This window comes from Microbulbifer mixtoriginis (SeqCode), assembly GCF_052466765.1.
On record NZ_CP174289.1, the window covers coordinates 665,504 to 686,735 of the forward strand.

22 protein-coding genes and 1 pseudogene are annotated in these 21,232 nt (G+C 43.6%); 5 read left to right on the forward strand and 18 right to left on the reverse strand.

Annotation, left to right across the window (positions count from 1 at the left end; all coding sequences use genetic code 11):
- Positions 1-104 precede the first annotated feature (104 nt).
- The 3 genes from rho to ACJJIV_RS02770 all read right to left on the reverse strand — a co-directional run bounded on the left by rho (position 105) and on the right by ACJJIV_RS02770 (position 3,534).
- On the reverse strand, positions 105-1,043 hold the full coding sequence (gene rho / locus ACJJIV_RS02760) for a transcription termination factor Rho (protein ID WP_444890678.1): 939 nt from the start codon (positions 1,041-1,043) through the stop codon (positions 105-107).
- A 145-nt stretch (positions 1,044-1,188) separates the two neighbouring features.
- Positions 1,189-2,082, reverse strand: coding sequence for an alpha/beta fold hydrolase (locus ACJJIV_RS02765; RefSeq protein WP_444890679.1), 894 nt, complete (start codon positions 2,080-2,082; stop codon positions 1,189-1,191).
- A gap of 564 nt (positions 2,083-2,646) precedes the next feature.
- Positions 2,647-3,534: a LysR family transcriptional regulator gene (locus ACJJIV_RS02770; protein ID WP_444890680.1), complete on the reverse strand. Its 888-nt coding sequence runs from the start codon at positions 3,532-3,534 to the stop codon at positions 2,647-2,649.
- A 126-nt stretch (positions 3,535-3,660) separates the two neighbouring features.
- Between ACJJIV_RS02770 and ACJJIV_RS02775 the strand changes: the two genes are divergently transcribed.
- Positions 3,661-4,269, forward strand: coding sequence for a short chain dehydrogenase (locus ACJJIV_RS02775; protein ID WP_252085459.1), 609 nt, complete (start codon positions 3,661-3,663; stop codon positions 4,267-4,269).
- Between the two features lie 300 nt (positions 4,270-4,569).
- Positions 4,570-4,665 carry a helix-turn-helix domain-containing protein gene (locus ACJJIV_RS02780; RefSeq protein ID WP_444890681.1) on the forward strand — a complete coding sequence of 32 codons (96 nt, stop codon included), beginning with the start codon at positions 4,570-4,572 and terminating at the stop codon, positions 4,663-4,665.
- A gap of 936 nt (positions 4,666-5,601) precedes the next feature.
- On the opposite strand, the gene ACJJIV_RS02785 is transcribed toward ACJJIV_RS02780, so the two are convergent.
- Positions 5,602-6,777 carry a glycosyltransferase family 4 protein gene (locus ACJJIV_RS02785; protein ID WP_444890682.1) on the reverse strand — a complete coding sequence of 392 codons (1,176 nt, stop codon included), beginning with the start codon at positions 6,775-6,777 and terminating at the stop codon, positions 5,602-5,604.
- A 270-nt stretch (positions 6,778-7,047) separates the two neighbouring features.
- Entirely contained in the window at positions 7,048-7,971 is a 924-nt protein-coding gene (locus ACJJIV_RS02790) for a DMT family transporter (RefSeq protein WP_444890683.1), read from the reverse strand.
- Positions 7,972-8,473: 502 nt separating this feature from the next.
- Between ACJJIV_RS02790 and ACJJIV_RS02795 the strand changes: the two genes are divergently transcribed.
- Entirely contained in the window at positions 8,474-8,848 is a 375-nt protein-coding gene (locus ACJJIV_RS02795; RefSeq protein ID WP_444890684.1) for a transposase, read from the forward strand.
- Positions 8,838-9,269: pseudogene (locus ACJJIV_RS02800) on the forward strand (IS5 family transposase); the annotation flags it as partial. The gene ACJJIV_RS02795 and the pseudogene ACJJIV_RS02800, both read left to right, overlap by 11 nt.
- A 217-nt stretch (positions 9,270-9,486) precedes the next feature.
- Here the strand turns inward: ACJJIV_RS02800 and ACJJIV_RS02805 are convergent.
- The 13 genes from ACJJIV_RS02805 to ACJJIV_RS02865 all read right to left on the reverse strand — a co-directional run bounded on the left by ACJJIV_RS02805 (position 9,487) and on the right by ACJJIV_RS02865 (position 19,825).
- Positions 9,487-9,711 (reverse strand): hypothetical protein, encoded by a 225-nt coding sequence (locus ACJJIV_RS02805; protein ID WP_444890685.1) that lies wholly within the window; start codon positions 9,709-9,711, stop codon positions 9,487-9,489.
- Positions 9,712-10,021: 310 nt separating this feature from the next.
- On the reverse strand, positions 10,022-10,591 hold the full coding sequence (locus tag ACJJIV_RS02810) for a DUF4279 domain-containing protein (RefSeq protein ID WP_444890686.1): 570 nt from the start codon (positions 10,589-10,591) through the stop codon (positions 10,022-10,024).
- A complete protein-coding gene (locus tag ACJJIV_RS02815) occupies positions 10,551-11,189 on the reverse strand; it encodes a LysE family translocator (RefSeq protein ID WP_444890687.1) in 639 nt (212 codons plus the stop codon). Before ACJJIV_RS02815 ends, ACJJIV_RS02810 begins: the two co-directional genes overlap by 41 nt.
- Positions 11,190-11,374: 185 nt before the next feature.
- Positions 11,375-12,931: a transposase gene (locus ACJJIV_RS02820; RefSeq protein WP_444890688.1), complete on the reverse strand. Its 1,557-nt coding sequence runs from the start codon at positions 12,929-12,931 to the stop codon at positions 11,375-11,377.
- A 162-nt stretch (positions 12,932-13,093) separates the two neighbouring features.
- On the reverse strand, positions 13,094-13,981 hold the full coding sequence (locus tag ACJJIV_RS02825; protein WP_444890689.1) for an IS3 family transposase: 888 nt from the start codon (positions 13,979-13,981) through the stop codon (positions 13,094-13,096).
- Positions 13,933-14,286 carry a transposase gene (locus ACJJIV_RS02830; protein ID WP_444890690.1) on the reverse strand — a complete coding sequence of 118 codons (354 nt, stop codon included), beginning with the start codon at positions 14,284-14,286 and terminating at the stop codon, positions 13,933-13,935. The genes ACJJIV_RS02825 and ACJJIV_RS02830 overlap by 49 nt, the downstream gene beginning before the upstream one ends.
- Positions 14,287-14,381: 95 nt before the next feature.
- Positions 14,382-14,780 (reverse strand): DUF6508 domain-containing protein, encoded by a 399-nt coding sequence (locus ACJJIV_RS02835; protein WP_444890691.1) that lies wholly within the window; start codon positions 14,778-14,780, stop codon positions 14,382-14,384.
- A 14-nt stretch (positions 14,781-14,794) separates the two neighbouring features.
- Entirely contained in the window at positions 14,795-15,148 is a 354-nt protein-coding gene (locus ACJJIV_RS02840; protein ID WP_444890692.1) for a hypothetical protein, read from the reverse strand.
- A 73-nt stretch (positions 15,149-15,221) separates the two neighbouring features.
- Positions 15,222-15,536, reverse strand: a complete 315-nt coding sequence (locus ACJJIV_RS02845; RefSeq protein ID WP_444890693.1) for a DUF6572 domain-containing protein — start codon at positions 15,534-15,536, stop codon at positions 15,222-15,224.
- A gap of 49 nt (positions 15,537-15,585) precedes the next feature.
- Positions 15,586-16,182 (reverse strand): hypothetical protein, encoded by a 597-nt coding sequence (locus ACJJIV_RS02850; protein ID WP_444890694.1) that lies wholly within the window; start codon positions 16,180-16,182, stop codon positions 15,586-15,588.
- Between the two features lie 466 nt (positions 16,183-16,648).
- Positions 16,649-18,040, reverse strand: coding sequence for a class II 3-deoxy-7-phosphoheptulonate synthase (locus tag ACJJIV_RS02855; protein ID WP_444890695.1), 1,392 nt, complete (start codon positions 18,038-18,040; stop codon positions 16,649-16,651).
- Between the two features lie 68 nt (positions 18,041-18,108).
- Positions 18,109-19,299, reverse strand: coding sequence for an amino acid aminotransferase (locus ACJJIV_RS02860; protein ID WP_252085439.1), 1,191 nt, complete (start codon positions 19,297-19,299; stop codon positions 18,109-18,111).
- Positions 19,300-19,324: 25 nt separating this feature from the next.
- Entirely contained in the window at positions 19,325-19,825 is a 501-nt protein-coding gene (locus tag ACJJIV_RS02865) for a MarR family winged helix-turn-helix transcriptional regulator (protein WP_252085438.1), read from the reverse strand.
- Positions 19,826-20,092: 267 nt separating this feature from the next.
- On the opposite strand from ACJJIV_RS02865, the gene ACJJIV_RS02870 reads away from it, so the two are divergent.
- Positions 20,093-21,226 carry a homogentisate 1,2-dioxygenase gene (locus tag ACJJIV_RS02870; RefSeq protein ID WP_252085437.1) on the forward strand — a complete coding sequence of 378 codons (1,134 nt, stop codon included), beginning with the start codon at positions 20,093-20,095 and terminating at the stop codon, positions 21,224-21,226.
- Positions 21,227-21,232: the final 6 nt, after the last annotated feature.

Sequence of the window (21,232 nt, forward strand, 5' to 3'; positions counted from 1 at the left end):
AGCCCCCGACTGACTAACAGCTGTCATAATAAGGACTCGGGCGTTCAGTAACTAACTCCTAAAATGCTAAGCGGCTAAATACTCCCCCTAAACTTAACTAAAAATTAATGGTCAAGTAGCTCCGCATTAGTCGAGTACTTTTTAAGGAGTTCAATAAGTTTTTTAGTGCCATCTACAGGCTTAAGGCCGGCAAGCGTTCTTCGTAAAGTTCTTATCGTTGCAATATCTTTCGAGTTAAACAGGACTTCCTCACTGCGAGTACTGCTTTTAGCAATATCCAAGGCAGGGAAAATTCGCTGTCTCGCAACTTCCTTGGACAATACAACCTCCATATTTCCCGTGCCCTTAAACTCCTCAAATATCACCTGGTCCATTCGGCTTCCGGTATCCACGAGTATCGTTGCCAGAATCGTAAGTGATCCACCATCTTCAACCTTTCTCGCAGCGCCAAACAGCTTTCTGGGTATCTCCATAGCCCTGGCATCTATCCCACCTGACATTGTACGTCCCCTACCACTCTGCTGCGCATTATGCACCCGTGATAGCCTTGTCAACGAGTCAACCACAATCATTACATCCTGGCCTTCACCGGCTTCCTTACAGGCCCTATCAAGGAGTTCATTAGCTGCCCGCACATGCTCTTTATAGCTATGATCAGAAGAGGAAGCATAAACTTCCGCCGGTACACTTCGCTTAAAGTCAGTAACCTCCTCTGGCCTTTCATCAATCAGCAAAGCGTACAGCTTTATTTCGGGGTAAGCCTTCCCCACGGCTTGGCAGATATGCTTGAGGATAGTGGTTTTGCCACAGCCCGGTGGAGCCACAATCAAGCCTCGTTGCCCCTTGCCAATTGGCGTAATCAAATCCATCGCCCGTACCGTAAGTTGCTGAGAACCTGACTCAAGGCGAATAGGCTCAGATGGATTAATAGCTACGCCATTTAAGAACCGCTTCTTTGGATCAGAAGTATCCTCTTGCTTTTTATCAACCTTTTTAGGCTCCGTATTTCTTTTTACCTTTAAGGATAATATTTTTCTAGACATAATATGCGCTTTACAAATCATTCCCCATTGGGGAGCACTTTAACTTTTGAAACAAAAATACAGAGAACCAGATTTTCCTGATCCTCTGTGTTTATCGACACGAAACCACTCTAAATACAAGGTAAGTAAAGCAGGGGCTTATTTATTATTTATCATTCTCCATGGCAGAAAGAAACTGATCGAGCACCTGATTAAACTCTCTAGGTCTCTCCCAAAACATCATGTGTTTTCCCATATAAACAGCAGTGGCTGATGGCGTATTGGCCTTAATCCATTTATCCGCAACGTTTTTAACTTCCTCTCTCACAACATACAATAGGGGCAATTTACCTTCCAATGCTACAAGATCATCACTATAGTCCAGGTAAAACCCGGTCGCGTTGGTAATTGAAGCGACACTACTAGAGGTCTGATTAGCAATCTGGGTAACCCAGGCAATATTTTCCTTTGAAGGGTTTTCAAGCATCCATTTCACAAATTCACTAATTACATTATCTCGATCTTCTATAATGCCCTCAGTAAATGAGCGTGAATAGCCGTCCGAATCATCATTTAGATACCAAACCCACTCATCACGACTTGCTCCCGCTATATCTGGTCCAGTATCAATCATGATCATCGCTTTCAGTTTATCGGAACCAAACTGATTCAAATAGGCCAATTGCTCTGTTACGCCATATGACCAACCTGCCAAGATCACGCTGTCTAGATCCAATGTCTCTATTAACTTAGCCAGGTCTCTAGCATGTTGTTGATAGGTGTGCCCCTCGACGGGCTTTGATGATTTGCCCTGCCCACGGGGATCATATGCCAGCGCGCGGTACTTTTTAGAATCTTTAAAGTGGGCAAGTTGATGCTCAAAAACGTCTGCCGACATCATCCAGCCAGGAATAAAAATAATGGCAGTATCGCCACTCCCCGATTGTTCATAATAAATAGTGAGGTCTTTATCTATCTCGACTTCTTCTGCAGCCACATTAACCACAGATAAACCAATCCCAATAAAGATCATTCTTAAGAAGTTTCGTATTTTCAACACTCTTCCCCACTCCCAATCACGTTGTTAAATCGTCACCCCAATGAAAATTGGGGCATTAAAGCCTGGTAATTTTCTACCGTCAAATTAACTGACTTACTAAGCTGGTACCACTTCAAAATGGCTTGATTAATTAACAATTCCATCTCTTTCGAAGAGTCATTAACTAATCCATGGGCTCCAGCTTTTTAGTTGAAATTATACATTCAGCGGAAACTCGCATCTTCTCGCCTTCGATAGCCATAGTACCTTTAGCTTTTAAAATGATATACATCTCCTCAATATCACAATGGGCATGCTCACCCACAGAGCTAAACCGTGGCATCCCAACAGGAATAGCAAAGTCTCATGCTCTATTACAATCTCTACATTTAAGGGCTTGATATATTTCTACGCCACCCTCTCCGACGTGCCCCTCATATTCAACTTCTTATTGCACGAACAAAAATCAAAAGTCATTTGTTTTTCTGATAAAATTGCGTTTCTAAAGATCTCATTTATTCAGTACTCCCAGAAATCTCTATGCCCTCTCGTACCTTTATGCACTTTAATATCAACTACAGAATACTAGGCACTCTCTCTCAACAAGTTTACAACCCAATTATGTAAAGCATCATGATCTGAACGTGGGTGCCATGCGGCTATAACATCAAACTCTATCGATTTGTTTTTCAGATTAAGAATGGCAAGGTTTGAATCACTCGCTACCCGATTAGGTAAAAAAGCAAGCATATCTGTTTTCTTGAGATATTGTGGAACCGTGGTAAAACATGGTGTAGACATAACAACATTTCTACGCAAACGGTGCTTTGCAAACCAACCATCAATAATTCCTGACGCCCCAGACTTAAGCGGAGACGCCATAAGATGTGGCTCAGAAGCTATTTCTTCCAAACTCAGTTTCTTCTTGGCCAGAGGTGAACTCTTTGCCGTAACGCAGACATAGTAATCAGTAAATAATATGATAGAGGAGTACAGCTCAGAATTTACATCCGAATCTGCGACGATTAAATCCACCTTCGCTTCACTCATTAACTCTTCCAGTCTGTCTGTAGCAATATCCCGTATTACCACTTTCAAGTTGGGAGCTAACGCTCTGAGTTTAGGCAATAAGCTGGGAAGCACCACTTGCTGGGAATAATCTGTCGCAGCGATGGTATAGGTTTGCGCTATTTTAGCTGGGTCAAAAACTACTGGCTCCAGCAATTTATCTAACCCTTGGAGGATCACATCAACCTTTTTCCCTAAGTTTATTGCTGTCGGCGTTGGAATTAGTCCATTGCTTTTCCGGAGAAAAAGTTCATCACTAAAAATATCTCTCAACTTTTTTAAATGTTCACTAACAGCTTGCTGAGTAAGGCCGATCTGACTTGCGACACGAGATACACTTCTTTCAGATATTAATGCCTGGAATATTCGGAGCTGCTTGACCTCCAATCGATTTATTTGGTTCACACTTGTATCTCTTACAAATAAATACTGTTTAACATTGTATCACAATAAAACTAGCATTCTCCTAGTAATTGAGCAGCATCGCATTGCAGCAAATAGCAAATTCTTCATATAAAACAGGTACTTATAGTGAAAAACGTTATCCTCATTGGCGCACAAGGTAAAATGGGACAGGCCGCATTAACAGGGTTAAGCAGCCACAGGGTTATCACAGCAAGTCGCTCGGGCAAGGGATGTGACTATCAGGTTGATATTACTGATGAAGAGTCTATCAGGCGACTGTTTGAGACAGTGGGTGACTTCGATGCTGTCGTAAACACCGTTGGTTTCTGTGAATACGCAGACTTTGTCGATATGACTGAGCAGCAATGGATGACAACGGTAATGAGCAAGATGATGGGGCAAATCAATCTTGTAAGAATCGGTCAAGAGTATATCGCCGATAAAGGATCCTTTACGCTAATATCCGGTATTCTAAACATCAAGCCGATCCCCATGGCAATTGCCGATGCAACAACTAGTGGAGCAATTGATACCTTTGTCAAATGCGTTGCTTATGAACTCCCCAGGGGAATTCGAATCAATGCGGTTAATCCGACGGTATTGGAAGAAGCCTGGGATGTCTACGGTGACATGATGCCAGGCTTTGAGCCCGTACCGGGGCACTTGGTCGGAAAAGCTTTTGAGCGTTCTGTAGATGGATTTATAACTGGCGAAGTAATCTTCGTTGATGCCTAGTAGCCTCCTTTCTTGCGTGAAGGAACTAATTATAATCGTTGAGCGGACCCCCTACGATTTCTATAAGTATCCTTCACGGATTGGTACAGTTTATACTGCAACAAATCCTCTACTAGAGACTTACGGGAGTGACAATAAATACCATCCACCTACAGATATCATACATACATTTTAATATGCTCCCTTTCGTTTATATTCATGAATCCTAGATTCCCACAATAACCAACACACTTGGCAATAGTAACGGAGTCCAACTAGCCGTAGGCTGATTCACTTCCACACAAACAAATCAAGAACCCCATGAGAACCCACACCAAACAGCTGACCTTGAAAGAGCGATACCAGATCGAAGCCCTCATTAGACAGAGCTATTCAGTTCGAGTCATTGCGCTATAGCTCAATCGCTTTCATCCTTTTCAGCAAGCAGCTGAATCTATGATATGGAACTTTGATTCTCTAAGGATTAACTGCTCATTAACTGCCCAAATATGAAGCCAGCAAACCTTTATCGTAACCAGGCACTCCCTATACCATTTGACAAAATAGAAACACTTCATTTACACGACCTATTGAATACTCGATTGGAATTACAATAGGACAGCAAAAAAAAGCCTATCAAAATTGAATAAAATTTAATCGGGGAAGTAATTCTTTGTGAGCTGAAAACTCCAGTTTTTTTGCGTCTATAAAAAAATTAAAACCGAGGTCACGATTATCCCTTTCAAGCTGAACTTGATAAAATAAAATTAATTGAATTTCTTGAGTTCACATACTCCGAAACTCTGGAGAAAAAAATTGGAGCAAGTCTTCCAGCCCCCCCTAAAAGGTCGCATAAATAAATATACTATATGTATTGAGAAATCATTGAATCCCAAGTGATACAATTCAATCTATTTGGTTTTACTGCAAAAAAGCTTCCTCCCAAACCTTAAAAAAACGATATATAACCCTACAATTAGTAAAGTGTCTGAACTAGATAAAGAGTCAAAATTTTTTATCGCCTTTGCATAGACATATCGCATCCCCCTCCCTATCCGTGACAAATACCATCTATAGAAGTAATTTCGACTCCTTCCTTCTGAGCTCTGATTAGAGCAACGAGATGTACTAGAGAAGCAATAACTGCAAATGCATCCAAAAACTCATCAATCACACTTAAGCTATTCCACAAAACACTAAAGTTTAACCCTCACAACCTCCCTTCCTATTCCTAAAATTAACTATTATGCCGTAGAAAATTTTTATCAGTAAAAATCTGAGCATTTCAAATCACATAGATCTATTCTCGCAATAAGATATACATTAATCCTTTCCAAATCATCAGAGTCATACTCAAGTATCTGGTACACTATATTCTTCCAACAATTCACAAGGAAGAGATCTAGCTTCATCATATAATGCCATAATCTCACGGTACTGATCTAACAACCACACATCCCAATACTTTTGATCATGAGAGTCTAAAACCCGCTTCCTTCCAAACTTACCAATCGAATCAAGTTTTTCATCATCATAGATGATAGAATTTATATCCTGAAACAATTCACCAGATATATAATCTTTTTCACCAACACCTCCAAAGTTTGAATAGGAACCTTTATACCAATTTCCTTCATCTATAGCACCAATATAGCCCTGTGAACCAATCGCTATTACCGGCCGATTACTCGCCAGACAATCGAGAGCGCTCCGCCCTGGTGCCACTACTAAGTCAGCCGATTGATAAAGAGCATTAAGCTTATCCTCCGACTGCCAACCTAAAAACGTTATGCACTTATGGCCAAGATACTCATTAAGTTCATTTGCCGCCAGCTCTAAATCAGCTTTTCCAGGGCCATCACCAGCTACAATCCACCGCCAAGAGTCTATCTTATACCTAGCCTGATATATCCAGGCATCCTTAACGCAGTTTAAAATAAATTTTTTATCTATCCCCATTCGACAAGAAAAAATAATTATTCGACAGCCCTTTATCATATTATTATCAATAAAACATTCAACTTCTTTAAGACGATCTAATCTACTTTCATGGCCGGCGTAGAAAACTTCAGTGTTAACTGCATTTGGGTACACAAAAATCTTATGAAGGCTTTTAATACCGTTTTTAACAAGATGATCCCTGACTCCAAGACTGACGCAATAAATACGGCTGAATTCATCACAATCATCTACTAAAGTATCAGTGTACTTACCGTGGACTGTAAGTAATATGGGTATATTTAAGTTTTTGGCAATACCTTGGCCTATCTCCCGGGATGCAAAGGGGTGCGCATGAATGAGATCGAACTTAAAACTTTCAGATATTTCAGCAATTGATTTGGATAAATCACTAAAATCATCCTCAATAATTTCTATACCACTATCACGACACTGTTGTGCGAAAGGGCCAGGCTTACATAATATAGTGCAACGCCATCCTTCACGGATAATTGCTTTAGCTTGAGCGTACACATGTGAGTGAAGCCCACCTAACGGCGCCTTAAAAAAGACAGGAACAAGAATATGCATACTCCCTCCTTAAATTTATATTGAAGACCGACTTCTCATAGAGCATATCCTGCTATTAAAATCAAACCTAACAAAAGATATAGATACAGCAGGCTATAGAGATAATTAGGCTAGCATCAATCACCATAGTCAACCTCAAACTGAACATCCCAAGTTAATACCCTAGAAAGTTAAGACAAGAACTTTAAAATGCTCCAAGCCAGAAACATTCACAAAAGCTTCCCCATACTTCATAGACCATGATAAAATCAGAAAGCAATCAATTAGAGCTCAAGTAATTTTATTCGAAATTTTTCGAATAAAATTAAACTCCTTTTTACTTGCAATTAATGAAAGACCACTCATTCTCCGACCAGCGTCTGATGTATAAATACCAGCACTCAAGACTATAATCGCCCCAAGTATTGTAAATCCATCTGGGAATTCGCCAAAGATAAAAAAACCAATCGCTATCGCCCAAAATAACAAGGTATAGTTAAAAGGCTGCAAAGTTGAAGCTCGAGCATAGGTAAGAGCTTTAATCAATAAATAATGGCCCATTGCACCAAAAAGCCCATTAAGTATTAATAGTTGCCAGCCAATAAAAGTTGGGTCTACCCAGTTAAAGGGTGCTAGTCCACCAAATACAATGAGGCCTATAAAGGCCGTATAAAAGACTGTTGTAGCGGAACTATCAAATTGGCTGACATGACGAGAAAGGACTTGATAGGATGCCCATAAAATGGCTCCACTGATCGGTATAACAACATACCAGCTCAAAATACCCAATCCAGGGCGAATAATAATCAAAGCACCTATAAAGCCAATAGCGACAGCAATCCAACTTCTTCGGTCTACCTTCTCCCCAAGAAACCATCCAGCCATTAGCATAGCGAACAATGGGGCCATTGTAGCGATTGCATGGACATCTGCTAATGGCATCATGCTAAAAGCAAGTATAAATACCGTAACCTCAACCACAAGTAAAAGTGACCTTAAAACTTGAGTACCCCAAATATTACTTCGAACCTGCTTGAGATCACCTTTGAGTGAAGCTATAAGCATTACAATAATAAAAAAAGTTGCAAATCGAACAGCCATAATTTGCACAATAGGATAGGTTTGAACAAGTAGTTTACCGGTTGCATCCATACCGGCTATACAGAGCATGGCTACAATGCTGAGAAATATTCCTCGACTGCTTTTTACCTTCAATTTTCTATATCCATCAATAAAAATCAAAATTCACAAGAAAACACTTTAATCCAATACCCTCCCATATAATTTCAACCTTTTAAAACTGCACTAAGAAAATCACGAGCTAAATGTATTAAAAATTATATCTGTCGATCACCAACTTAAAACATCAACAGATCACCTAGCAAGCTTAGGGAGAGATATTTCAATGTAGATACCACCTTTATTCAGTTTATACGAAAATTTTTTCATACTACCTCAAATTTTGAACCCAAGTAAACCATATCCTATCTCTCAGCACTTTATTGGCTTTGTCAAACTTTCAAATAGTACAAGAGACAATTTTACCAAGACCAAACACTTTGACTTTTCATTTGCGAAGTTACTCAACTGACGCATCACAAAATTCAACCCCCTTATTTTCGTACAAATGGGGCGCTTTGCTTTTACTACACTCTTGATAAAACAGTCTAGAAGCTGTTTCATAACTTGAAATCAGTTATTCTTGCGACCTCATGGAATGATAAGACCAGTAAGTGTGAGTGGATTTAAGTCAGAATTAACTGACGCTCAGTGGAAATTAGTTGAGCCTTGCCTTCCCCAGCTAAAACGTGGAAAAGGAGGTCCCAAACCCATTGATAACCGTGCATGTTTTGAAGGTATCTTGTGGATTTTGCGCTCAGGAGCACGATGGAAGGATCTCCCCCCATCTTACCCTTCGCCGAGTCTTGCTGAAGAAGGCTCCAGTTTTGGGAAGAGCAAGGCGCTTGGTTGGAGGCTTGGAGAAAATTTCTCGGACAGCTCGATCAAAGATCCCTGCTTAATTGGGAAGAAGTCTTTTCGGATAGTAGCTTTGCTTCAGCAAAAAAAGGGGAGCAGAAGTCGGAAAAACTAAGCGAGGCAAGGGTACAAAGTGGATGGTAGTGGTCGATGGCGAAGGTATTCCATTGGGAGGCACCGTTACTTCGGCCTCACCAGCAGAAGTAAATTTATTACATCCACTACTCGATATTACCTATGAAAATACAAAAAATCGACGTCTAGTGTACGACAAGGCTGCAGATTCTGATCCACTACGCCATAGTTTGGCCCGCCGTGAAATTGACCTGATTTGCCCTCACCGTAGGAATAGAAGAAAACCTTCGAAACAAGATGGCAGAAAGCTTAGGAGATATGTGCGACGTTGGAAAGTTGAGCGAACTTTTGCATGGCTAGGGAACTACCGTCGTTTAGTTGTAAGGTGGGATCGCTACATATCTTCATACAGAGCTTTTTTCTATATTGCCTGCATGTTAATTACGCTAAAGAAGTTATGAAACAGCTTCTAACACATACTCTTTGAAAAGCAACGCCTGCCCTAGAATACTGAGATGGACCGTTTTAAATTAAATGCCTCCACCAGAGGTACTTAGTTCAACCCAGATCGGAAGCATTTTTTCTTAATGTGTAGACATAAGGCAACACAATCACACTTGATTTTGAAATGCTAAACAATCCTTGACTATCAACTCTTTTTTCATGTTATTTTAAAGCTCAAAATGTTCTTCCGAGAGCTGTATACCAGTTTTTACCTGCAAACATTTCACCTGCTTCTATTAGATACCGGATATCTTTAGTATCAATATATTTCTGACATAAACCTCCCATATCACTATTTTTCAATTCATCTGGAAGTTTTTCCCAATCTCTTAGGTCATTATGTACTAGGGAGTAAAAAGCAAATGTGATCGCTCTCCAATCTTCTTTATTGGCTTTCATCAGGTAAAGTTCATGGATAAGTCTTATGCATAACGCTCGTAGGATGAGAAAAACGAAGGCGTAGAAACTGAAAAAGACATTTCCTCGCCCCACTTTCCTCCTTCCTTCATGTTCTTGTTCACCTCCAAGATATAGAAAAAACAATGAACCCAACTGCCAACGCGGCGATACAGGATATTAAAATAAGATTTAGCTGACTAAGGCTATTCCATCTGTACTCATGATCACCTAATGCCTGCTGGACAGACGGTAAAGCTGCACAGCGATTTGGAAGCCCAAGATACGAAGTGGCCAGTTGTGCTTGCGCTTGCTATACATTTTCATCATCCGGGCCATATATATCAAAATCCACTTCAACTCCACGCTGCCCCAACGCAAGCAGCGCTTCTGAGCTTATACCTATACCCTCCATCGAGCGCCCCATGAAGAGACCACAAAATAAATCTAACCTATATTTCTCTGAGAGTTTTTTCCAAACTTCTAAATCATGAGTCAACTTATTTAGAATTTCGAATATTTGAGAATCTAAATCACCTGGCACTTTTTCATTAGCTTCAATACGCCACATTCCAGACCTTGCTATGCGAGGTTTTCCACTATGCATCCACGAAAATGGCTCACCTTTAATCATCTTCACTGTAGGCTCACTGCCTAATAACTCACTGATTTCGTCAGGTAATAATTCATCTCCGATAACCCTCAAGCTTGCTTTAGTTTTTGATAGAGTCGCCATGATTTTATGTATATCTAACACTCCAAGGTGGGGCAATAACAGGTGGGCCATAATACGGAACGGAGTGACGGGAGCCCACGTATAATTTTCCCGCTTACTTGGTTTGTTAGCCGCTCTTCGCCAAGGCCAATTTAGTGCCAAATCCAATAAATACAACACCCGTAATAGAGTTTAACCAAGTTTTGAATTTAGGGTGGCTGGTAGTATTTTTTACCTTGGTTAAAGTGAAGACCATAGCCGAAAACCATACAACATTAACCAGTGAGTGTGCAGTAACAAGAGAGTATGCACTGAAAGCACTGCCATCTACGCACATAAATTGCGGAAAAGCAGCGAGATAGAAGATTGATACTTTAGGGTTAAGAGTATTAGTTAAAAAGCCTTCAAGAAAAGCCCCTTTTATAGATGTTGGCTTTTGCTGCAATACTGCCTCTAAGTTATTTGCAGCTGTGCTTTTACTTATAGCATTTCTAAGTGCTTTTAAACCCAGCCAAATTAAATATGCAGCGCCCAGCATTTTAAAAACAAGAAAGGCGTTTGCAGATTGCACCAAGAGAATAGATATACCAAATATAGATAGCGTACCATGTACATAGAAAGCAGCCACGAACCCCGAGATATTGGCCAAACCAGCTCGATACCCTGACAAAGGAACTGTTTTCGTTATGAGGAATCCATTAGGCCCAGGAGAAATCACGAGCAATGTTGCCACAGCAATAAACGTAAAAATATTGTTCCAATCCATTTCAATTCTCTGAAAAAAAGTAAATGCTAAATGGCAGCTAACGAGACTGTAGAAAAACAGTTTTAGAAAAATCTGCCATTTCCCAGATTCCTCCAATTGAAATTTCGGCCAAATTTTATCTATACCACCAAATTTCATTCATTGTATTAAATTTAGGCATCTTGATGCCCTTAATTTATACTCAATCAGTGGATACTGCCATATCTCATCAACTTTTCAATGTTATGTACCAAGCAGAACATCTGCCATTGTCCTTGAACCTTACTTTTTCCTCGTAGCGAGAAGCGATTCAATCGTTTATTGGTACCAATGTTTCCAAATACCGGTTCGACAGCAGACATTCGATGTCCATAAATGGTCTTGCCCTCGATACTATCAACCCTCTTCTTCATCCAGTCGGTGGCTGTCCGTCCGTTTGTCCACGTAAGGGATACTTGCCTTCCGTGTCCTTTTCGAGAGTCAGCAGAGTCTGGGTTTCGCATACACTGACTTTTAAGGCTGCATGCCCTGCAGTCGGTGAGGCGCCCTTCGAACAGTAGTTTCTTCTTACCTTCACTGACATGCTCTTCTTTTAACAAGAGCATGGCTTTTCCTGCAGGACAGATACAGGTTTTCTTTTTCTTGTTGAATGTAAATTCACTAGCTGGGGTAGTCTTCTGGACATTAGCCCTACCTTTTTGATTGCGCTTGCCATACTTGGTTTTTTGCGTTGTAAAAGCTTTATCACGTGAACGGAATTTATTATCAGGTATGTAGGCATTGATGCCGTTCTCTCGCAGGTAGTTGTAGTTAGCGTCGTTGGAGAATCCAGTATCAGCAGTAATGATGACCTGTTTGGCCAAGATGTCTTCATCTATTCCTATATTCTGATAATGGCAACTGATGCCATCAAGAATAGGTTTCAATGTATGATGCTCCTGGCCCTCTCCAAAGGCCTGGGCCTCAACAACTATCTGATGCTTCCTATCAACTGCGGCAACACCGTTATAGCCCTGGATGGTTCCCTTGCTGGTAGTCATCTTAGCTGATTCATTGTCCGTGATATTACTTTTCACTTCTTTAGGTTTTTTACCTTGCCCCATCCTGAGGGAATGATTCTTTAAGAACTGATCAATTTTATCAAAGTGTTTCTGCAGCGTATCCGCCGCTTTAGCTACCGCTTGCTTTCGCTCTTTTTCTTTAGGCTTCCTGCCATCCAGCCTCTTGTGCTCTTTGAGGAAATATTTGATCTTCTTGCGAATTTTTTCCTGCTTCTGTGCTAGCTCTCTAAAAGTCCCCGAATGTTCTTTGCTGGCATTGGATGGCATCTTGCATCCATCTATTGCGAAAAGTTCGTTTCCAAGCAGTCCCTGCTGATCGCAGACCAGTAACACTTGCTCAAACACCGACTCAATCGCATCAGGATAACTGCTTACGAAACTTGCAATACTAGTAAAATGCGGAACGGTATCGCATGACAGTGCTTTGAAGAGGATATTGTTCTCACATTGCCATTGAATTTCACGACTTGAGGTAATGCCTTTTGAGTAAGCAAACAATATGATTTTCAGGAGGATAGCTGGATCATAAGCGGTTCGCCCGCCGCTATCATTTTGATATTTTTTATGGAAGGCAGAGAGGTCGATATGATCATCAATCAGATGATGAAGTGTAAACTCAAAGGTTTCAGGTTGTAATTGTTCTTCGAAATTGATGACGACCATTGCATCTTGGTTGTAATCGTAACGTTTGAAGTTGGGCATATGGATAATCTCGACATCAAGACCTCCATTTTAACAAAAAAGCTACCTTTTAAGAGTTTTTCTACAGCCTGAACGCCCAAAGCAGCGACGCGCTTTAGCGCGTCCAGACCGGAGGCGAAGCGAAGCCTCCCCCCTTAAAGTAGACGCCACCTTATATTCATCTTATGCGGCCATTCTTTCATATTCATCTGGGCTTTTGAACCCAAGTGAACCATGTCTTCTTTTAAAGTTATAGTACCTATCAAGATACCAAGATAAGTTGGTTCTTAGCTCCTCAACGGATTCAAAATTAAATCCTTTGAAACTCTCAGTTTTCAGTGTTTGAAAAAATGATTCTACATACACATTATCATTCATAAATCCTGGACGATTCATGCTCGGCTCAATACCCAGTTCCTTGAGTCGGTTTTGGTATGCATAAGCACCGTACTCAGAACCTCTGTCGCTGTGAAATATTAGATCTGATTCTATATTTCTGCAACGGACAGCTTTATTTAGCGCTGACAGTGTTAGCTCAACAGTTCGAGTGTCCGACAGCTCCCAACCCAACACTTTCCGGGAGTAAAGATCAATAATCACAGCTAAATATTGCCATTGCCCATTGATCTTCAGATAGGTTACATCACCAGCCCATTGAGAGTCTGGTTTACTCGGCATACCATGCTCTTTTTGTAAGTTTTCAATCTTAACGCAAGGATTTCCAGGCAAAGGGCGTCGACAATAGATCCTTCCAGCTTTCCCCACGATTCCAGCTTCTCTCATAAGGCCTTCAACGCGTTTATAATTTATTCGTTCACCATTAGCTTTCAGCTCTGCGCAAATTCTTGGGCTTCCATAATTACCATCATGCTGCGCATAGATAGTTTCGATACACGCTAGAATTCGCCTATTTTCTATTTCTTGAGTTCTCTCATCGCGGTTGAGCCACTTATAAAACCCCTGGGGTGAAACATTCAAGTATCTACATAAGTACCTGACACCAAAGTCTGATCGATTAAGAGCTATGAACGAGAATCTTTCGGCTTTGGATCTTTCAGGTACATTTCCCACTTTTTTAGAAAATCATTCACCTTTTGCAATTTCTCAACCTGCTTTTTAAGACGTTTTATCTCTTTATCATCAGTTTGAGACTGAGTTTTCGTTATCTTTGTCATACTTATTCTACGACTGGGCTTCTCGACCAGCTTGCCTTCTCTACTTTCCTGTCGCCATCTATACACCATTGCTGGATGCAAACCAATAATGTTAGCGATAGTAGTCGTATCTACTTTCAGTTGATTAGTGAGAGCTACCACTCTAACTTTGAACTCTGTTGAATATTCAACAACCCGCTCTTCACTCAGTTTTTTCGGCATTTTTTCCTACCCTATTCAAAAGGTAGACGTCTACTCCATGGGGAAGGTTTCGTCCCACGGAGGGCCGAAGGCCCGGAGTATTCTGCCCGGCTTTGTTATGCATGATGCAGGTCTTGAAGTCGCTTAAGGACTGGATCTAGAAGCCTATTTCTGAGTGTTAGCTCCCAGGAACCCTCACAAAATCTTTCTGCTCTCACCGCTGCAGTTAAAGCCCACCTGACTTCTTCAAATGTAGCTCGATCTATCGAATCTAAAATACTTCTAATTTTCTTTGGCTGATACTCATATGCTACCCAAGGCGGGCGCTCTAAAAGATTCATAAAATCAGAGATCTCATCTGGATAATAAGGATATCCTTCATGACGAGTTACTTTTGGAAGCGCCAAAATCGCCAACTGATAGCATGACAATAAATTCTCTATACTTTCAATATTCAATGCTTCAGTTCTCATGTGCATAACGTTGACAACACGTGCATGAGGCACGAGTGCCACTGTGATTGTCCTTGTTATTTGTGCTCATTCCAGCCAGCATATTCTATTTCCCTTTTCATCTCGGAAATAATTTCCTCAAGAAGTACATTTGCATCTGGCAAATTTAGTGAAAAATCCCAAGTTTGATTGTCATGACCGATCCCAATAAAAAGCTTGCCGTCATCGATACTCCAAAAAGCACTACTATCCGCAGAAGTGCTAATTCTTAAACCTCCATCTTCCCAGCTAGCACTTGATACCTTGTCAAACAAACACAAGTCAGTAATTGGCACCCATATGTTTAATACGAAGTTTTCATGACCAAGGGAAATAATAATAAATTTCCCTTCTTCAGATTCTCCCATACTACCGGAAACGGATACCTTCATTTAATCTCTCTACTAGTACAAATAACGCTGTCCCGCGGAGGGCCGAAGGCCCGGAGCATTTTGCCTGGCTTTGTTAAATGTAGACCTCATGACGAAACCCGAATCCAGCCTCATTAATTATTTTTGTACATTGCTCTAGAAACTGAAGGGCTTCAGAACTGGGCTCATACTTGCAAACAACCGTGATTTTCAAATTTTTACCCTTTGCATTAGGGTATGCACTGTAAATTTCACCAGACTCAATGAATGCCAGATACTTATTGATTTTTTCTTGCAACAAAAACAGGCTGTTCTCACTCCATTCCAAATGATTGGAAATGGTGAGATCAACGGTTCCGTCACTAGCGGCTCCGATTACATCTATTACGCTTTGATCTTCAATGCTCATAACATTTAACGCCTAAAGCACGGGCGCAGCTTTGCTGCGTCCAGTGCCTTTACTTGTTAAGCCTAGCTCGGTACTCGCTAAGCTTTTTGATATATTGTTTGATGAATTCACTGTATCTGTGCTCTTTATCTAGTTGTAGAACTCGCTGAGCCTCAGTGCTTATTTCTTCACATTGTTCGATGGTAGCACCATTGTTACCATACAGAATTCCACTAGGCCATTCATGCTCAGAATACTCTAGCCAAACAACTGTTGCCTTGAGCAGAAGTAACCTAGCTTCATCATTTGATGGATCTAATTCGTGGCTTTTATTATACAAGCCTAGCTCGGTTACCCAATCTAACTCTTCGTGAAGTTTCTGAGCCTGATAGATATTTTGTACGAGCTTCCCTAGCCAAAGAGTGCTAGAAAAATCGTTGTTTTGGTAGCCACTCTTTAATATTGGGTACACTAGCTCATTGAATATCTCATGCCGAATCCTTGAGTGCCTATTTGTCTCCAGCTTAGGTAGGTATTCCCATACCCATTCATTTATCTCTTCGTTGTTTTCAAAAGATGAAATAAAAGCACGAAGAGCTTTTGAAGCTTGTTTCTTCAATCCCTTTTCTTCGAATTCCCTGAATTCTGTATAGTGCTCGATATTCATAGTGGCTTAACATTTATATAGTGATCATCACTACCACTATTATCTTGATTACTATTTCAGATGCAAATTCCCGCCATGGCTCTGACTTGCCCTCAAAAATCAACTAGATACAATCAAGTGGCACCATCTTCACAAATTGAAAAATGGTCATCATGACCACTATCACAGATTTCTTGCCGTATCCAACCCATTGATTTCATTAGGCTTTCATCACCAATCTACAAATACTCAGAAATAACGGTCACGACGACCGAAATCTCTGGTCTGTTTGGGTCACGAAATGGATGTAGGTTTCAAATTTGAAGTTATTGAACGCTGGAACTATTAACTGGCACTTAAGCTGGAGTGCCATTTCTTAGCTCCCGGCTTTGAACTCTCAGCTTTAATTCCAGTAAAGAAAAACCCCTTGTCCAATTAACGATCTCAGAGCAAGGGGTTTTAATGTATTAGTATTTATATTAGGCCGTTAGGCAATTCGCCCAGCACGCAGCCATTCAGATACGCAGAAAGCCAGCTCCAGCACTTGGTCGGCATTCAGTCTTGGGTCACATTGGGTGCGATAGCAGCTGGCAAGATCCGCTTCGGAAATTTTCCAGGCGCCACCGGTGCACTCAGTCACATGTTCACCGGTCATTTCCAGGTGGATACCGCCGGGGTGACTACCTTCGGACCAGTGTACCGAGAAGAAGTCGCGGATCTCTCGTAAAACTTTATCGAAATCGCGGGTTTTGTAGCCATTGCCAGCTTTTACCGTGTTGCCATGCATGGGGTCGGTACTCCAGACCACAGAGCGCCCCTCTGCTTGCACTGCACGCACCAGTGCGGGCAGCTTATCGGCGAGGATATCGGCTCCCATACGGGTAATTAAGGTAAGGCGGCCAGCTTCGTTCTCAGGATTGAGCTTATCGATCAAGCGCAGCAGCTCATCAGGCTGCATATTGGGGCCGACTTTTACGCCGATAGGATTGCAAACCCCGGAGAGGAATTCCACATGGGCACCATCCAGCTGGCGAGTTCGCTCACCAATCCAGAGCATATGCGCAGAACAGTCATACCATTTACCGGTGAGGCTATCGGTGCGAGTGAGCGCCTGCTCGTATTCCAGTAATAGTGCTTCGTGTGAAGTGTAAAGCACCGTCTCTCGAATTGCGGGAGTATTTTCTGAGGTAACACCACACACCGCCATAAATTCCAGCGCTTCTTGCAGGCGTTCGGCTAAGAGTGCGTATTTTTCACGCTGCGGATTGTTCTTAAGAAAGCTCAGGTTCCAACCATGCACCTGGTGTAAATCAGCCAGGCCGCCCTGGGCGAAGGCGCGCAGCAGGTTGAGAGTCGCCGCCGACTGGTTGTAAGCGGTGACCATACGCTGAGGATCTGGCTGGCGAGCTTCCGCAGTAAAGTCGATACCGTTGATAATATCTCCACGGTAACTTGGCAGCTCAACACCATTAATCGTTTCAGTATCGGCAGATCGGGGCTTGGCATACTGGCCGGCCATCCGAGCCACTTTTACTACGGGTAAATTACCTGCAAACGTCAGTACTACAGCCATTTGCAACAGCACTTTAAATGTATCGCGAATGCGGTTTGCGTTGAAATCGGCAAAAGATTCGGCACAGTCGCCGCCCTGTAACAAAAACGCCTTACCCTCCGCTACCTGAGCCAATTGACGGCGCAGCTCACGCGCTTCGGCAGCAAATACCAAAGGTGGGTGGCCAGCTAACTGTTTGGCAACCTGGGCAACATCATCGGTGGAGGTGTATTTGGGCTGTTGGTGTGCGGTGAAGTTTCGCCAGCTCTGCGGGGTCCAGATTTGGGTGGGGGATTCAGACACTGGGACTCCTAGCTCAACTTCCATCTTTCACTCTTACTTCTTTGGGTAAAACTTAAGGGTGAGCAATACGCTCACCCCCAAATGTGCCGAATTTACAGCACGCTGGCAACTGCCTTGCAGAAGTATTCCATATTGTTGGAGCTCAAACCGGCAATACTGATGCGGCTGGAGTCCACCATATAGATGGAATAGTCCTTCTGCAGCTGCTGCACCTGCTCTGGACTAATGCCCAGGAAGGAGAACATGCCTTTCTGCTGGCGGATAAAGCCGAAATCACCAGCAGCTCCGGCAGCGGCCAAGCCTTCTACCAAACCGGCGCGTAGCCCGTTGATACGTTCACGCATCTCGGTCAATTCCGCTTCCCAGTTCGCTTTAAGGCCTGCATCTGTAAGGATAGATTCCACAATCGCTGCACCGTGGGAAGGTGGCATGGAATAGTTCCCACGAATGGCACTCAGCATCTGGCTATGGCCTTTATCAGCGCTCTCACCGTTGGCATAGATCACCATCGCCAGGCCTACACGCTCACGGTAGAGGCCGAAGTTTTTAGAACAGGAGGCTGCCACTAACATCTCGGGCACAGATTCAGCCATCAGGCGCAGACCATAGGCATCGTCTTCCAAGCTTTCGCCAAAGCCCTGGTAGGCCATATCGATAAATGGGGTGAAGCCCTGTTTTTGCGCCATTTCTGCCAGTACTTTCCACTGCTCGCGAGAAAGATCCGCACCGCAGGGGTTGTGGCAGCAGGCGTGGAACAGAACCACATCACCCTCACCCACGTTCTTTAGGGTCTCCACCATTTTGTCGAATTGCAAGCTGCTGGTAGCGCGGTCGTAATAAGGATAACTCTTGATGTTGAGGCCAGCGTTACCAAGAAGCGGAACATGGTTCGCCCAGGTAGGATCGCTCACCCAAACCGTGGCCCCAGCCTTGGCGCGATTGATCAGCTCTGCTAGAGCGCGCAGGGCTCCACATCCACCGGGGGTTTGCGCTGAGCGCACTCGGCCTCCAATCATGGCCGAATGGCCAGCGCCCAGTATCAGCTCCTGCATCACCGAATTGAACCCTGGGGTACCCGCAGGGCCAATATAGGCTTTGGTTTCCTCGCTTTGCAGTAAGCGAGTCTCTGCCTCTTTTACCGCCTGTAAAACGGCAGTGTGGCCGGCCTCATCCTTGTAGACCCCTACCCCAAGGTCAATTTTGCTGGGGTTTTCATCCGCACGGTAGCTGGCCAGCAGGCCGAGAATTGGGTCTGGCGGTAGGCTGCTTAAATGCTCAAACATTTGAAAACTCCTTTATTTATCCTATTTATTGGTCTATCAAGCCGCGCTCGGACCACTCCTTAGCGCGAACCATCAGTTTTTCGATAATGCCATCCAGTTGCTCCCGCTCCTCAGAGGAGAGCGAGGCGATCAAATCATTTTCATACTGCTGCGCGAGCGGCACTATGCGCGCATACACCTCACTCCCCAGCTCAGACAGGTTCAACACCTGACGACGGCGATCCGCAGGGTCTTCACTGCGAGTGATGTAATCATTCTTCAGTAGAGAGGAAACAGCGCGGCTAATGGCCACTTTATCCATGGCTGTCTGCTCCACCAGCTCAGCGGCGGAAAGATCGGGAAAGCGTCCGAGAATGGCCATCACCCGCCAGGCGGGAATGGTTAGATGGAAGCGCGCACCATACGCTTGAGAGATGGCGTTACTCACGCGATTCGAGAGCACCGAAAGGCGATATGGCAAGAACTTCTCCAGGCGCAACTCATCCTGCTTTACCGCCGCATCCGGCGAATTGTGGTCATTGGTCATGGCTGCTCTCACACCTGCCTATCTTCGAACCCCGGTTGTACCAGATGTCCAATTTAACTAACATTGGTTTCAATTGTAACCACTGCACGCGCGAATGTTGCGCAGCAACATCCTGGAGCACCGGACAAAATTGGTCGCACAGTATAGGGTTTTCAGCGCCATTTTTGTTACCAGTCTGCCGGTTAAACGCAAAAAACATGCGTGGCATGTCCATCGAGTTGATCAATGTTCCGCCAGCCGCCCTGCGAGCAAGATGCGAGGCCGCCCATGAACAAGTGGATTCGCTTTCCCCGCGTTGAAGGGAAGACCAGCCGACAAGCCCATGCAGATTTCCCGGCCAATACCTTTGAGAGGGAAATGGGCAAGGAGGGCTTTTTTGGCCCCTGTACGCATTTCTACCATAGCCATCCCCCCACAGGCTGGAGTCAATTCACAGGCCCACTGCGACCACACGCCTTCGACAGCACCAAACTGCAACATTCAGGCGATAGCCCCTGGGACCAGAAACCCCTTCTGCGCAATGAAAATAGCCTGGTGGGCCTGTGGATTTGCCGGGAACCCATGGACCACTTAATACGCAATGCCGATGGCGACCAACTTCTCTTCGTCCATAACGGCAGTGGGAAGCTGTTCTGTGATTTTGGCCGGCTGAGTATCCGCGATGGTGACTATATACTCCTACCGCGCGGGACCATGTGGAGACTCTCCCCCACTGAAAACGAGCCCCTGGAATTACTGCTGATCGAGGCAAGCGGTGGGCATTTCCAGCTCCCAGAGAAGGGGATTCTCGGCCCCAATGCTATCTTTGACGAGGCAATCCTGGATGTGCCGAGCATCGACGAAGCCTTTCTCGCCCAACAGGGAGACACCCAGTGGCAGGTAGTGGTGAAGGCACGCCAACAACTCTCCAAGATCACCTACCCATTTAACCCACTAGATGCCACTGGTTGGACCGGTGACAACCTCGCAGTAAGAATCAATTGGAGAGATATTCGCCCAGTAATGAGTCATCGCTACCATCTGCCCCCCTCTGCCCATACCACCTTTGTGGGCCCGGGCTTTGTCGTAGCCACTTTTGTGCCGCGCCCCATTGAGAGTGATCCCGGCGCTCTAAAAGTGCCGTTTTTTCACAGTAATGACGATTACGATGAGCTTATCTTTTACCACCGCGGCAATTTTTTCAGCCGGGATAATATTCACCCCGGCATGCTCACATTGCACCCCATGGGATTCACCCACGGGCCCCACCCAAAGGCATTTGCCACCGGCGTAAAACATGCTCGCAAGGCAACCGATGAAGTGGCGGTAATGATCGATAGCCGCACCCCATGGGATATACTGCCGGATGCCGAGGCGATAGAGTTTGAAGATTACGTGAACTCCTGGAAAACGCCACAATAACAGGGG